Below are 14,952 nucleotides of genomic sequence, written 5' to 3'. Positions count from 1 at the left end.
AGTTGTCGATCTTCTTACTTATAGAACTTCGAATCCCGACTTCGCCGGACAACCTAGCGGCTTCCTATTTGGCAACATTTGTTGACGGTCTGGGCAGTTAGCGGCCCTCCCGCAGCAACTCCGGTGGGGCCGCCCTCTGATGGGGCTATCCCACGCGCGGTATGATCGACAAATGAATGAAGGGGGTCTGGATAGTGGCGAAGGAATCAAAAACGGCGGAGCCGAAGTCGCACCACTACGTCCCCCGCTTCTACCTCCGGGGTTTCTCAGGCCAGAAGGGGAAGCTGTTCGCAGTGAACCGTCCGACCGGGCATTCCTTCCGTCCGCCTCCAGAAGGTGTGGCGGCGGAGAACTATTTCAATCGCATCGAACTGGAAGGTATGGACAAGAATGAGCTCGAAAAGGCGCTCGCCGAATTCGAGGGGGAAATTGGGCCGGCTCTGGAACGAGTGAAAGAAGCAAAGTCCCTCGCCGAGGAAGAGCATCGTGCCCACATCATGAATTTTATGGCGGCCCTCGCGCTTCGCAACCCGTCCACACGAAGCGCCCTCAGCCAAATCCACGATCAATTGGCTCGGCTTCATTTCGCCGCCGAATTCAGAACTCAAGCCGCGGTTGATCAAGCAGTTGCCGCCGGCATGCTCGCGACGGGCACGACAGTCGCGGAGGTCCAGAAAGTCCTGGCGGACGAACGCTTCCCGATGCCGAAGCCGCTGCTCATGGCACTCGAAATCGACATGCACGACCCTGTCACCGAGAAGCTTTGGCATCGGAAGTGGCAAATCATCGAGGCGAAGGAAGGGACGTTTGTCACGACGGATGACCCGATTTGCCTGCGATGGAAAGACGGGAAGGGTCCTGGAGGGCTGTCGCCGGGATTTGGCCTCAAGGAAACCGAAGTGATATTCGCGCTCTCGCCCACTCTTTGCCTCCGTGGATCGTTCGAAGGGGAAGAGAACGTGATCGAAGCCGACGCCAATGCAGTCGGTGAGATCAACAGCTTTATCATCAGCAACGCGCGAAATCAGGTCTACGCGCGTGACCACGAGTTCAAATTCAAGAACGAGGCAGGGGAGCTGCGGAGCGGCGCCACACTTGCGCAGGATAAGCGATTCCTGGATGCCGGAAAAAGCCTGAAGACGCGATAGTCGTGGCGCTGAAACCTAAATAGACGGCAATGCGGCCCGCCCTTTTGCCAACACCAGCTGCGAAAAATCCGCGCCCAATTTGGTAGTCATCTAAGCGGCTTGCGAGATCGAGTCGTTCTAAAAACGAAAAATGGCAAATCGAGTCGTTCTAATAGTCAGGATCGAGTCGCTCTAAAAATGCTGGATCGTGTGATATCAACGCGATAGCCGAGTCGTTCTAATAGTGGCCCCACACTGCGGGCTACGCGTGGCGCAGCCGAGCAGCGGCCCGAAGGGCGAAGCGTGGTGTCCGGCGTAGCTGAGCGCAGCGGAAGCGAAGACGGACTGTTGAGGCGAGTTCGGCCAAGCAGGCCAACGCTACAGATCAAAGTAAGCATGCGAAGGCTGCCGCCCCGGAGCTGACGGTCGAAAGCCGTTCGTGCTTGCAACTCCAAGGACCTTCTCGATAAATTCGCGACCATGACCACCTTTGCTGAAGCCCCGGAGAAAGCGGCTCGTAGGCTACGGTGGCTGCCCCTTATTGCAGCTATCGCCACGGTTACGACTGCGACCCCCCTTGCTTGGGACAGTAAGAACTTCGGCACGTTTCTGTTTGTCATCTCAGTCTACTTGCCTGCGGTGGCATTAGTTGGCCTCGGCCTTTGCATCTGGGCAGGAGTCGAGAGGAAATCACCCCGAGCGCGTCCGATCGTACTCTCGCTGGTGGTCATGCTCGCGCTGATCGGCGGAACATTTTGGGCAGTGCCGTCGGCGAAGGATGAACTTCGGTTTCTGACTTGGTCTCTCACTCACAACGACGCACTGCGAGCGTTCGCCGACAGGGACTCGGTTGTGCTGGATTGGGAAAGCTGGGGGATGGCAGGCATGGAGAACGACGCTTACCTCGTCTCGAACCCGAGCGATAACCTCACCCAAGACGGCGGAGTTTCGGAATGGCTCCGCCACGTCGGATCAAGTTGCGAAATCGTTGCTTCGAAGCGGATGCGTCGTGGAGTCTTTATCGTCACGACTCACAATTGTCCGCTCCGATGAACAACGGCCAAGCGAGAAAGTCAGATCACGAGCCGGAGCTGAGCACCACCATCGCGAGGCGAACCATTGCAAGCTTCCGACACGCCTGCTGGCTGCGGCGCCGCTATCAAGCCCGAACACCAACTTTCGGCGCTGAGAGGTCCTTGAGTCGTCACGGTCGGTCTGCATCGGCCTTTCGGGATCCACGAAGGGATCGATTGCGCGTCCGTTCATTCGATGGTGCACTCTCGATCTTTCGCGAGCAGTCGAAAGCGCTCCCCGCTCGTTCAAGGTGAAACCAGCCGCTTGCGGACAGCATACCGAACCAGCTCGGCGGTGGAGGACATCCTGAGCTTGCGCATGGCCGAGGCGCGGTGGGTCTCGACCGTCTTGACGCTCAGATTCAGGATCGCGCTTATCGACCTGTTGGTGTGCCCCTCTGCGATCAGCTGGACCACGCTCTCCTCGCGCGAGGTCAGCAGCATGTCGGCCCGGTTCTGCTTGTTCGCCTGGTAGTCGCGGAGCAGCTTCTCCAGCAGAACACTCGTGAAGTAGGGTCTGCCGTCGAGCAGCGCTTCGACCGCGGAAATGAGATGGTTGCGAGCGTCGGACTTGAACAGGAAGCCGCGGATTCCGGCCAGAATGGCCTCTGTCAGCAACTCCTCGCTTTCATGCATCGTGAGGATAAGCACCTCGGTTTGAACGTGAAGCGCTCTGAGGCGGCGGCTGACCTCCAGGCCGTTGATGATCGGCATGGAATAATCGACGATCACGATGTCTGGCCTGGTTTCCAGCGCAAGCGTGACCGCCTGCTCACCATTGGTCGCCTCGCCGCTCACGATCCAGTTGGACCGCGTTTCAACAATCGCACGAAGTCCGGAACGCACGATTTCATGGTCGTCCGCAATCAAGATGCGTTTCACGGGTCGTTCCCGTTTGCCTACCCTCGGCCAAGCCAGGTGGACTAGAGCGGTCATCGGCCGTCAGGTCGAACGATCATACGGCGTCCCACAAGAACGGTTATCCAGCAAAACCCTGAGAGATGCAGGCGAAGGTACTGACAGCCACGGATCGCCACGGCTTGCGATCAGGCCTCGACGAGTCCGCTCCGCACCGCGTATCGCACGAGGCCCGCCGTCGAGTTTACCTCCAGCTTGCGCATCGCCGCTGCACGATGTGCCTCCGTCGTCTTAACGCTCAGGTCGAGGATCGCGCTAATTCCCTTGTTGCTGTAGCCCTCGGCAACCAGCTTGACGACGAGCTGCTCGCGCGCGGTCAGCCCATGGTGGTGTCGTTCGCCGTGGGGGCCCGGCTCGCCGTCGTATTCGACAATGCTATTCGTACAGAAGAACGGCCTATGCATCAGCAGCGACTCGACAGCCGCCAGCAGCAGCTTGTTCGCATCAGACTTCACCAAGAAAGCGCGGGCGCCGGCCTCGAACGCCTGCTGCGCTATCAGACCCGAATTGTGCACGGTGAAGATCAGGATCTCGGTTTGCAGCCGATAGTCCCTCATACGCCGCGCCACCTCCACGCCGGTCATCCTCGGCATCGAGAAATCCAGGATGGCGACGTGGGGCTGGCTCTGGATCGCCGCGGCGACCGCCTTGCCTCCGTCAGTGGCCTCGGCCACCACTTCCCAGTCCGCCCGCTGTTCGAGGACCGCCCGCAAACCCGATCGCACCGCTTCGTGATCGTCGGCTATGAGGATACGTTTCATGCAGCACACTCCCTATTCTTGACGGCGGTTCGGGTCACACTTTCGACCCGCCGCCGCTGGCTAGTGTTCTTTCGCTGATTGTGTGCCGGTATCGGCCCTCGTATTGGTCGTGGTCCTTCGTCGATTGCGCCGATTCACTGCAAGGACGTGCGGGAAGACCGCGGACAGAACGGTACCGGAATGCGGCGCCATCCCGCTGGACTGGATGGCCAACGTACCTCCGATCCCGTGCAGTCTTGCTCGCATCGCGGGAATTCCGACGCCGCTCGATAGCGTCCCGGCACCCGGCCTGCCAGGGTGGGGAAGACCGCGTCCATTGTCGCTGATCATCAATTGGAAACGACTGTCGACAACATCGATGACGATTGCCACCTCCGTCGCTTTTGCGTGACGGAAGACGTTCGTCAGAGCCTCCTGAACAACGCGCAGCAGCGAGCGTTGGGCCTCATAAGGTAACCCATCGACCTCCGGCACGATGTTCACCCTCACATGCAACGAGGTGCGCGCCGCGAACCCTTCCGCGTAGCCTTCGATCGTGGCCTTCAATCCGTCACCCGTCAGATCCCGCGGATGCAGCAGATAGGCAAAAGCCCGGAGCTCCCGGAGCGCTTCATCAATCGACGCGTCGATTTCGTCGCAGATCCGTTCGGCGGCTTGTGTGCCGTCAAGCTGGCCGCGGATCCGCATCAAGCCGAGACTCGCGGCAATCAGATGTTGACAGGTCGAATCGTGGAGATCGGAAGCGATCCGCTGCTGAATGCTCTCCTGAAGCGACAGCAGGCCAGCTTCGACATCCAGCCCGTTCCCCCATGTGGTGGGGTCCTCGAAGCGAACGTCGCGCGCCTCGCGATGGCAGCCGATCAACCGGACGACACCGCGGGTCGCGGGATCCAGGATCGGCGTGACCGTCGTTTCCTTCGTGCGGGATGAACCACCAAACGCCAGCCGCTGCCGGATCCTGATCTCAGCCTTCTCCGCGAGGCTCGCCCGAAGTGCTTCGCAGACAGATCTCGCGTCATCCGCGCTCAGGCAATCGGATACATCCATGTCGAGCACGTCTCGCGACGATACGCCGAGCCGGGACTCGAATGCCGGATTGATGCTCTCGTAGACGAAATGTCCGCAAAAGGAGGGGCGCGCGACGAAGAGGAGATCTGCAGAAGAGTTCCAGTAAAGCTCCTCGGTCGATGGTTGCAAACCTACGCGCAGCCAGCGCTTGGGACTGGTTTGCCTCGACTCTCTGGCGGGGGAGCCATGTGGCTTCACTGTACTACTCACTCTATTCCGGCGACTCCCGATATTGGCCACGACGACAATAGCGGGGTCTCTCCCCACCCTGCCGGCGAGAAATCCTCCACCGAATTCGGAATAGCGCACCTGCGGGGTCAATCAACTATACACCCAGCGAACCGCTCATTCAACATGAGGTAGTATTCGTGAGGGATTGTAATCTTGGCCTTCGTCAAGGGCCGCCGAATCTCAAATCCGATGCAATAGAGAGTAAAAATGGCGATGCGCGGCGAACGAGCCCGAATGGCATCGTCGCGCCGCCATTCCGTGGTCGCCGGGCGTCCTCCACCGTTCCCCCGCCTAATGCGCTGACAGGTTCGCCAGGGCTATCGGCTACTGCTCGTGTCCGACTTCTTCTTTCTGGTCGCCTTCGCGGGCGGTGCCGCCGGGGCCGGCGCAATTGCGAGCGGGTGAGATGGTTGCTCCAGACGGCGCGTCGCGGCATCATCCCGAAGTGCATCGGTATCGAGTCGATGGCTACGATCGACCGCATCGCGAGGATCGGCCAGCACGACCGTCGTCATCATGCTTGAGATGATGAGGCAGGTCAGCATTAGAAGGCGTCTTGCCGGCATCTCTCGAGCACCTCTAAAAGGCAAAGTCCAGGCGAGGCCCGATCCGAACGTCCCTGTATCGCCGCAGCGGGACGTTCGAGGTTCGTGCCTCGTAGAGCACGGTCGTCGTGAGCGACACGTTGTTGGCAACGTTGTACTTCAGGCCGAGGTCAACCGAATAGAGCTGATCCTGGCGACCGGTATTGAGTCCATCGGTGAACCAATAGGCTTCGAACAGGGGCGTACTGACGATCGACCATCTGGGATCAAGCTTGACCTCGATTCCGAGCACGGCGTCAAAGCGCCAGCGGCGCGCCTCGGCCAGATCGGAGAAACGGTAGGTCAAAAGCACTAGTGGCGAGAACGTCGCGTTGCCAACGCGGAAATCGCGCGCGACTGAGCCCATCACGTCGTGGGACGTGAAGGCGAGATCGCGGTAGATGCCATCGAAATCATATCGATTTTCGTAAATGCCAGACAAGCGCCAGCCGTCCCAGTTCTCGGTCAGACGCGCGCCCATACGCGCGACGGCGAAATTGCCGTCCTTTTCCCGCGAAAAGGCTTCGTATTGAGCCCGCGCATAGAGCCGGTATGACAGATCGTTGGTGAGGTTCCCGTCAAGCCTGACGCTCACGTCTGGCGCGTAATAGACGTCGGACCTGCGGTTATCGCGGGTGAAGAGCGCGTTGTCGGTGAAAGTCGGCGAGATGGAACCAACGACGCTCCAGGACGGGGCTTGGTAATAAGGAACCGCGTAGGAGGATGTAGCGGCTCCGCTCGATTTGAAGTCAGTGAGATCGAGGTCCGCCGCCCAAGCCGTACTACTGCCGAGCAGTGCGGCAACCGGCAGAAAAAATCCAGACGGTCGCATAGGTCCCCTCCGATGCTGCAGCCGGACACCGGGATTCGTGTCACACTGCGCGCCGATTGTGGCGTGTTAATGTTCAGATGATAAATCACAGGTTGATCTGGGTCGATTCCTCCGCCGGCTAGTAGTCGACCGGATCCCTGGTAATCGGGCAGGTCATGCAGTGACCACCGCCGCGGCCGCGGCCGAGCTCCGCGCCGACGATGGTAATCACTTCGATTCCCTCCTTGCGCAGCAGCGTATTGGTGTAGGTGTTGCGATCGTAGGCGAAGACGACGCCTGGAGAGGCGCAGACCAGATTGGCACCGCTGTCCCACTGAGTTCGCTCTCGCAGATAGGCGTTGCCGCCGGTCTCCACGACGCGGAGCTTCTTCAGGCCGAGCGCTTCAGCTACGACGTCCACGAAAGGCTTCTCGTCCTTCCGCAGCTCGATACCAGCGGAATTGTCCGCCGGCCGGTAGGAGTACGCCGTGATGTTATTGACGATATCGGGGTAAAGCAGCACGCAATCCCGATCGGCGAACGTGAAGACCGTGTCGAGATGCATCGCCGCACGCAGCTTGGGCATGGCCGCCACGATGACGCGCTCGGCGGCCTTTTTCCTGAAAAGAGCGGCGGCAAGCTGGCTGATCGCCTGTCTCGATGTCCGTTCGCTCAATCCGATCAGGACGTTTCCCTTCCCGATCGGCATCACATCGCCACCTTCCAGAGTGGCAAGGCCGTGATCCTGAGTCGGATCGCCCCACCAGACGTGGACCTTGCCGGCGAAATCCGGATGGAACTTGTAAATGGCGGCGGCGAGGATCGGCTCCTCGTGACGCGCCGGCCAGAACAGCGAATTCAACGTTACGCCGCCATAGATCCAGCAGGTGGTATCGCGCGTGTACAGCGTGTTCGGAAGTGGCGGCAGCAGATACTCGGTCATGCCGGCCGCCTCCCGGATCAACCGGAGCATTTCACCGCCATGTGCGTCGGGGAAATCGTGGGTCGACAATCCGCCGATCAGGGTTTCCGCCAGCGCGCGGGGGGCGAGGCTTTCCAGATAGCCGCGGAGCTCGTCAATCAGGCCGAGACCGACCTGGTTTGGGACCACCTGATTGTCGAGGATCCATCGCCTCGCCTCCGGGATGGCGACGGTGTCCGCGAGCAGATTGTGCATCTCGACGACCTCGATGCCGCGGTCGCGCATCTTCTGCACGAAGTCGAAATGGTCGCGCTTGGCATTGTCGACCCACAGGACGTCATCGAACAGCAGCGTGTCGCAATTGGTCGGAGTGAGACGCTGGTGAGCGCGGCCCGGCGAGCAGACCATTACCTTGCGCAACTGACCGACTTCCGAATGAACGCCAAAAGGAAGCGCTCCGTTTGATGTCTGTTGTGTCATGAGCGCAACCTCCGCAATCGATCCGCCTAGATCGTGATGTAGCCGGTGGCGAGGCCGTGAATGCCGACGGCCGCGCCGATCGCAGCCACGATGAAGATGCCCCACTCCCACGGTGCAAAAATCCGCGCCTTCTGTTGGACCCGCGCCCAGACATACAGCGCCGTGCCGGGCACGTAGAGCAGCGCGGATAGCAGCAGGTATTTCATTCCGGCCGCGTAGATCAGGAAGAGTGTGTAGATGACGGCGATGCCGGTGAAGATCAGGTCTCGTCTGTGCTCGCCCGCGCTCTTCTCGTACGTCTCGCCGCGCTTCACCAGCAGCAATCCGTAGGCGGCGACCAGGAAGAACGGAATGAGGTTCATGACGCTCGTGAGATTGAGCATCAGCGAGAAGGCATCACGGGACCAGTAGGTGCTGATGACGAAGAGCTGCACCACGATATTGGTCAGCCAGAGCGCGGCAGCCGGCACCTTGTTGGCGTTTTCGGTACCGAACACGCGCGGCATGTCCCGGGTCCGACCGGCCGCGGAGAGCACTTCGGCGCAGATCAGCGACCAGGCGAGATAGGCGCCGAGCACCGAGACCAGGAGCCCGATGCTGACGAAGACGGCACCCCAATGTCCGACCACTGCCTCCAGCACCGTGGCCATTGACGGTTGCCGCATGTCTGCAATCTCCGCACGCGGCAGCACGGCATAAGGCAGCATGGTGACGAGCACCATCAGGCTCGTGACGACCAGGAAGCCCATGATCGTCGCCGCGCCGACGTCGGACCGCTCTTTGGCGTAGCGGGAATAGACGCTGGCCCCCTCGATCCCGAGAAAGACGAACACCGTGACCAGCATGGTCGCGCGGATCTGCTCGAAGAGTCCCGTGTCCGGCATGCCCTCGCCGCCCCAGAAATTGGCACGGAACAGGTCGGCCTTGAAGGCAAGGATCAGGATGACGATGAAGATCAGGATCGGCACGATCTTGGCGATGGTGACGATCGTATTGATCGCGGCGGCCTGCTGCACCCCGCGCAGGATCATGAAGTGGAACAGCCAGATCCCGATCGAGGCTACGACGATCGCGATGACCGTATTGCCGTCGCCGAACACGGGAAAGAACGCGCCCAGGGTCGATTTGATGAGGACCCAGTAGGACACGTTGCCGATGCAACTTCCCATCCAGTAACCGAGCGCCGACAGGAAGCCGGGATAGTCGCCAAAGCCCTCTTTCGCATAGGCATAAACACCGGCATCCAGACCAGGCTTTCGCTCGGCCAGAGACTGGAACACGCGCGCCATGGTGTACATGCCACCGCCTGCGATGCACCAGGCGAGGATGGCGCCGAAGGGACCGGTTGCGGTGCCGAAGGTTCTGGGCAGCGAGAAGATGCCGGAGCCGACCATGGAGCCGACGACCATTCCCGTCAGCGCGAACAATGAGAGCTTCTGGGCCGATGTCGTCGCAGTCATTGAATGGCCTCGAAGAGCGAGCGAAGACCGACGCCGTCACCGATGTCTCGAACGATGCGTTGCCGACCTCCTCATTTCGAGATCGAACCATGCGCCGTGGCCTCGGCCCGGCCCATCAGGTGATTACCTAGTCGCTGCCCGGGATTACCCTCGCGCCGGGCTGGAAGCATCGGAAGCTGGCGCCATTTCTTTCCCGCCGAACCAGGCGACATACAAGGTCGGCAGCAGCACCAGAGTTAGAACGGTTGCGACGAGCAGGCCGCCCATGATCGCAAAGGCCATCGGCCCCCAGAAGACGGTCGGCGCTATCGGGATCATGCCGAGTACGGTTGAGACGGCCGTCAGCATGATCGGACGAAAGCGGGAGCTGCTTGCATCCACTGCCGCCTGCCAGGGCCCCTTCCCTTGCAAGCGCTCCGCCTCGATTTGCCCGATCAGGATCACCGCGTTCTTGCTAATCATGCCAAGCAGCGCCAACACGCCGAGGATGGCGACGAAGCCCAGCGGCCGCCCGGACACGAGCAGTGCCGCGACGACCCCGATCAGGCCGAGCGGCGCGACGCTAACGACCATCAATAGTCGCGGGAAGCTCTGCAGCTGCACCATCAGCACCGTAAACATGACGAACAACATCATCGGTACGACTGCCATCACGGACGACCTCGAATTTCGGCTCTCCTCCACCGTGCCGCCGACCACGACATCGTACGAACGCGGCAGAGTGGCCTTCAGCTTGGCGATAGCGGGAGCCAGCCGATTGACCACCGTCTCCGGCGGCATCTCGTCGGGAACGGCGGCCCGCACCGTCAGGGTCGGCATGCGATCGCGCCGCCAGATCAGCGGAAACTCCTGACCGTATTCGAAGGTGGCAAACTGGCTCAGCGGAACGGTCTGCCCTCCCGGGATCGGCACCTGCAGCGTCCGCAAGCTCGGCAGCGAGACGCGCTGCTCGTCCGTTGCGCGGGCCAGCACATCGACGAGGTAGATATCGTCCCGCACCTGGGTCACGGGCAGGCCGGAGATCACGGTGTTCAGAACGATTGAGATCGCCTGCGAGCTCAGGCCGAGACGGCGCGCCTCATCCTGGTTGACGCGAACGCGGATCTGGCGATCCGGCTCCATCCAGTCGAAATTGAGGCTCTTGGCCCTCGGGTCGGAGCCGACGATCCGCGCGACTTCGACCGCGATGTCACGCACGAGCTCGACGTCGGGACCGCTGACGCGATACTGCAGCGGCCATCCCACGGGGGGACCGAGCCCAAGCGGCGAAACCGAGGAGATGGCGTTCGGGAATTCTTCCACAAGGAACCGTTCCAGCTTGGCATGCAGGCGCTCGCGTGCCGCGACGTCTTTGGCCACAACGACCGCCTGGGTGAAGAAGTCATTCGGCAGCTCGACGCTGAGCGGCAGATAGAAGCGGATCGCACCGCGCCCGACATTGGTACTCCAATGACCAACGTCGGGATCACCGGTCAGTACTTGATCGAGGCGCTTGGCCGCCGCCTCGCTGGCGTAAATCGATGCATTCTGCGGCAGGCCGATGTCCACGAGAAGTTCCGGCCGGTCGGACAATGGAAAGAACTGCTGCGGAACCAGCGGAAGCGCGAGCACAGAAGCGAGAAAAAGCGCAACCGTCGCGCCGATCGTCAGCCATTTGGCGCGGATCGCCAGGACCAGGAAGCGCCGGTACAGGCGAAAGGCCATTCCCGGCGCATCGGCTGTGGTCTTGGGCGGCGCGAGGATAGCGACGCCGAGCAGCGGCGTGAAGATGACGGCGACGAACCACGACGCCAGGAGAGCGATCGTAACCACCACAAACAGCGAGAACGTGTATTCGCCGGCCGCGCTGGCTGCAAAGCCCACCGGAATGAACCCGGCGATCGTTACGAGTGTGCCCGTGAGCATGGCGACTGCATGCGTGCGAAAGGCGTAGGCCGCGGCCGCGATCTTGCCGTCGCCCAGCGCCAACCGATTAAGCGTGGCGTCCGTCGTCGTCATGGCGTCGTCGACCAGCAGCGCGAGCGCGATGATGAGAGCGCCGAGGGAAATTCGCTGCATATCGATGCGAAGAAACTCCATCGTCGGGAACACGATCGCAAGCGTGAGCGGAATAGCCAGTGCGATGATGAGGCCCGGCCGAACGCCGAGGCTGATGAAGCTCACGACAAGGATGATCGCGATCGCCTGCACCAGCGAGGTCATGAACTCGCGGATCGCTTTGTCCACCACGACGGCCTGGTCGGCCACGAGGCTCGGTTCGATTCCGATCGGCAGATCGGCCATGATCTCTGCCATCGCCGCCTTGATGTTCCTGCCGAGAACGAGAATATCGCCGCCCTCGCGCATCGCGATCGCGAGCCCGATCGCTGGACGACCGCCGACCCGGAACAGCGGTTGCGGCGGATCGGCATAGCCTCGCCGTACCGTCGCGAGATCGCTCAGACGTAGCGTGCGACCGCCCGCGCTGAAGTTGATGTCGGCAATGTCCTGCTCCGACTGGAACGCCCCGGACACCCGAAACGAAATTCGCTCGGTCCCGGTCTGGATGGTGCCGGCCGGGCTCACGATATTCTGTGCCTGCAGGGCGGCGATCAGAGCCGTGCGATCGACCCCAAGACTTGCGAGTTGCCGTTTCGAGAACTCGACGAAGATCACTTCGTCCTGCGCACCCAGCAGTTCGATCTTCGCGACATCGGGCACGTCTAGAAGACGCGAGCGGACCGCCTCGACCCGGTCACGCAGCTCGCGCTGGGTAAATCCATCACTGGTGAATCCATAGATGATCCCGAACGTGTCGCCGAAATCGTCATTGAACGCTGGTCCCACGATGCCCACCGGCAGCGTGTTACGGATGTCCCCGATGGATTTCCTCACCTGGTACCAGGTATCGGAGACGTCCCTTGCGTTGGCGCTCCCCTTCAAGTTCACGAAAATAGTGGTGAGACCGGCCCGAGTGAAGCTGCGCAGGAAGTCCAGATGTGGCGTCTCTTGCAACCGCCGCTCGAGCCGTTCGGTCACCTGCTTCATCGTCTCTTCGGCCGTCGCTCCAGGCCAGGCCGCTTGAACAACCATAGTCCTGATGGTGAATGCAGGATCTTCGTTCCGGCCCAGCCGCAGATAGGACAGCACGCCGGCGATGACGGCGGCGATCATCAGATAAATGACGAGCGAGCGGCGCCCGAGCGCCCATTCCGAGAGGTTGAGCCCGGTCATGGCTCCGACCCAAGGACGCGCACCCGCTGACCCGGATGAAGTGCCTGGACGCCCGCGGTCACCACGACCTCGCCTATGTCCAAACCTTGCGAGATGATCACCTGCGCCTGATCGAACCTCAAGACGTCGACATTGCGGATGGCGACCGTCTTCGTCGCGGGATCCAGGATCCAGACCGCCGGCTGGCGATTCATCCTGGTCAGCGCCGTTGCCGGAATGTCGATCATTGGTCCGGCGCTCATCTCGACGCGCCCCGTGACAGTCGCCCCCAGCCGCATCGCGGCAGGGGGATCGCGAAGTCCTATCTTGATCTCAAAGGTTCGCGTGACCCGATTGGCCTGCGCGGCAACCTGCCGGATACGCCCTTCCGCAGTCACCGCTGGATCGTCGGTCAGACTGACGCTCACCAGCAGATTGGCCGGTGCCGCGCGGACGAATTGAGCCGGCATGTCGAAGACCGCGTCTCGGCCATCCTGCCGCGCGATCCGCGCAATCGTCTGTCCGGCCTGGACGACCTCTCCGGCGGCGGGCCCCGTTTCGGTTATCTTGCCCGGTGCATCGGCCCGCAGCTCGGTGAAGCTGACCTGGTCGTGGGCGGAATTCAACTGAGCTTCGGCCATTTCAACATTCGATTGCGCAGTCTGTTGCGCCTGCGTCGCGGCCTCGAAGTTGGCGCGCGTGGTCCATCCCTGCGCCAACAGAGTCTGCTGGCGTTCGAAATGATTGCGTGCCTGAGTGAGCTGGCCCTGAGCTGCGGCAAGGGCGGCCTGCGCCTGCCGCAACGCGCTGAGTTGGTCCTGCGATTCAAGCTGCGCCAACAGCTGGCCGGCCTCGACGCGCTCACCGAGCCGGATGTCGCTCGAGTGCAGCCGACCGGAAATTCGAAATGCCAGATTCACTTCGTCTTCGGCTTCGATGCGGCCGGAAAAGGTGAGGGGCGTGAGTTGATCCCGCTTCTCGACTGTCATGGTGCGGACGGGACGCGCCGGCGTCGGCAGGGAGACCGTCGCCGCCTCCCTCTCACAGGCGACCAGCAGCAACGCAGAAACCCCTGCAACAAGCGTCGTGCTCAGTGACCGCAGCTGCATGAATCGACCCGTCCGTGCCGCTGAGGATTTTGCGGAGAATTCATCCCGCTTGTATCGGTAAATCTACTGAGCATCCGCGGGTGCAATCGTGAACGAACATCCGGCGGAGCCGAAAGATTCCGGCAGCGAAGTCAGGCGATCACCCGACAGCCCAAGCGCGCAGACGGTGCATAAGCCTGCAGCTGCCGCCGTTGCGGCGCATGCGACCCCTTCGTCAAAGCCGCGGCGGGTTTGACGAGCCTGCGATCCGCGGCTCGACGTGATTGCTCAACGACAAGGAGAAACCAAGATGACAAAGCTGGCTTTGCTCTCCGCTGCCGTATTCATTGCGCTCGGTGCCATGGGCTCGTGGACGCCAGGACAAGCGCAGAATCTGGCATGGTGCAGAAAGTTCAGGGGAACGCTGACCTGTATGTATGACACTCGTGCCCAATGCCGCGCGTCGGTGAGCGGGCGGTCCGGCACCTGCGTCCCCAATCCGCGCCGCTAGATGCCGCAATTGATCGCCGAGGTAGCATCGATCGGGCGGCGCCAGCAACTTCACTTTGCGCCGCCCCTTCGGGACACAGTCTACAGCGTCCAATCTCATTCGGAACATTCCCCACCGGGACCGAGGGTTTTCTCCGATCCCCTGAGGCAGCTCTCGCGCGGTAGCTTCCTCGGGTCCGCTTGCATGCTCCAACGGGAGGTCTTCATGTCAGATCTGGTCGCCATCGTATATCCGTCCGAGGCGAAGGCCGAGGAAGTGCGTCAGCGATTGCTCAAGCTGCAGAAGGAGTATCTGATCACGATCAGTGACGCCGTGATCGCCGTAAAGACGGACCAGGGCAGCATCAAGCTCAACCAACTCGTCAACACGACCGCCATGGGCGCGGTGACGGGAAGCTTCTGGGGCCTTTTAATCGGTGTCCTCTTTCTCAATCCGATCCTCGGAGTTGCCGTAGGCGCAGCGTCGGGTGCGCTCGGCGGCGCTCTTTCGGACGTCGGCATCGACGATGCCTTTATGAAGGGTCTCTCCGCCAGCCTTCAGCCCGGCAACGCCGCCCTGTTCGTCCTGATCAAGCACATGACCGCCGACAAGGTGATTAAGGAGATCAAGGACGCGGGCGGCGTCGTACTCAAGACCTCCCTCGACGAGACGAAGGAAAAGGCGTTGCGCGATGCCCTCGCCAGCACGGTGGAGCGGCCGGCGGCCTGAGCCGCCGCCCTTCCCTTC

General features: G+C 61.5%; 12 protein-coding genes. 4 read left to right on the top strand and 8 right to left on the bottom strand.

The genetic code is table 11. From position 1 onward, the window contains the following. The first annotated feature begins 176 nt into the window (after window positions 1-176). Together I6F33_RS28035 and I6F33_RS28030 are read left to right on the top strand one after the other, a co-directional pair. Window positions 177-1,148, top strand: a complete 972-nt coding sequence (locus I6F33_RS28035; protein WP_225144731.1) for a DUF4238 domain-containing protein — start codon at window positions 177-179, stop codon at window positions 1,146-1,148. A gap of 459 nt (window positions 1,149-1,607) precedes the next feature. Beyond that, window positions 1,608-2,180: a hypothetical protein gene (locus tag I6F33_RS28030; RefSeq protein WP_225144730.1), complete on the top strand. Its 573-nt coding sequence runs from the start codon at window positions 1,608-1,610 to the stop codon at window positions 2,178-2,180. Window positions 2,181-2,446: 266 nt separating this feature from the next. Here the strand turns inward: I6F33_RS28030 and I6F33_RS28025 are convergent, their stop codons facing one another. From I6F33_RS28025 to I6F33_RS27990, 8 genes are all read right to left on the bottom strand, one after another. After that, window positions 2,447-3,082, bottom strand: coding sequence for a response regulator transcription factor (locus tag I6F33_RS28025; RefSeq protein WP_036035698.1), 636 nt, complete (start codon window positions 3,080-3,082; stop codon window positions 2,447-2,449). A 164-nt stretch (window positions 3,083-3,246) separates the two neighbouring features. Beyond that, on the bottom strand, window positions 3,247-3,879 hold the full coding sequence (locus tag I6F33_RS28020) for a response regulator transcription factor (protein ID WP_057026149.1): 633 nt from the start codon (window positions 3,877-3,879) through the stop codon (window positions 3,247-3,249). 60 nt (window positions 3,880-3,939) lie between these two features. After that, window positions 3,940-5,076 carry an ATP-binding protein gene (locus I6F33_RS28015; RefSeq protein ID WP_225144729.1) on the bottom strand — a complete coding sequence of 379 codons (1,137 nt, stop codon included), beginning with the start codon at window positions 5,074-5,076 and terminating at the stop codon, window positions 3,940-3,942. Window positions 5,077-5,757: 681 nt separating this feature from the next. Then, entirely contained in the window at window positions 5,758-6,594 is an 837-nt protein-coding gene (locus I6F33_RS28010) for an outer membrane beta-barrel protein (protein WP_036011475.1), read from the bottom strand. Between the two features lie 118 nt (window positions 6,595-6,712). Beyond that, window positions 6,713-7,975, bottom strand: coding sequence for an arginine deiminase (arcA, locus tag I6F33_RS28005; protein WP_225144728.1), 1,263 nt, complete (start codon window positions 7,973-7,975; stop codon window positions 6,713-6,715). A gap of 26 nt (window positions 7,976-8,001) precedes the next feature. Then, a complete protein-coding gene (locus I6F33_RS28000) occupies window positions 8,002-9,435 on the bottom strand; it encodes a basic amino acid/polyamine antiporter (RefSeq protein ID WP_225128682.1) in 1,434 nt (477 codons plus the stop codon). Window positions 9,436-9,579: 144 nt separating this feature from the next. Beyond that, the gene (locus tag I6F33_RS27995) at window positions 9,580-12,648 is read right to left on the bottom strand and encodes an efflux RND transporter permease subunit (protein WP_225144727.1); all 3,069 of its coding nucleotides are present in this window, start codon (window positions 12,646-12,648) and stop codon (window positions 9,580-9,582) included. Next, window positions 12,645-13,736 carry an efflux RND transporter periplasmic adaptor subunit gene (locus I6F33_RS27990; RefSeq protein ID WP_225144726.1) on the bottom strand — a complete coding sequence of 364 codons (1,092 nt, stop codon included), beginning with the start codon at window positions 13,734-13,736 and terminating at the stop codon, window positions 12,645-12,647. Before I6F33_RS27990 ends, I6F33_RS27995 begins: the two co-directional genes overlap by 4 nt. Before the next feature lie 289 nt (window positions 13,737-14,025). On the opposite strand from I6F33_RS27990, the gene I6F33_RS38655 reads away from it, so the two are divergent. After that, window positions 14,026-14,226 (top strand): DUF3551 domain-containing protein, encoded by a 201-nt coding sequence (locus tag I6F33_RS38655; protein ID WP_074448101.1) that lies wholly within the window; start codon window positions 14,026-14,028, stop codon window positions 14,224-14,226. A 204-nt stretch (window positions 14,227-14,430) separates the two neighbouring features. Beyond that, complete coding sequence (locus I6F33_RS27980) at window positions 14,431-14,934, top strand: DUF1269 domain-containing protein (RefSeq protein WP_225112298.1); 504 nt, start codon at window positions 14,431-14,433, stop codon at window positions 14,932-14,934. Window positions 14,935-14,952: the final 18 nt, after the last annotated feature.

The sequence above is a fragment of the Bradyrhizobium sp. BRP20 genome (genome assembly GCF_020194215.1).
Lineage (GTDB): Bacteria > Pseudomonadota > Alphaproteobacteria > Rhizobiales > Xanthobacteraceae > Bradyrhizobium > Bradyrhizobium yuanmingense.
This window is presented reverse-complemented; position numbering and strand designations above follow the sequence as displayed.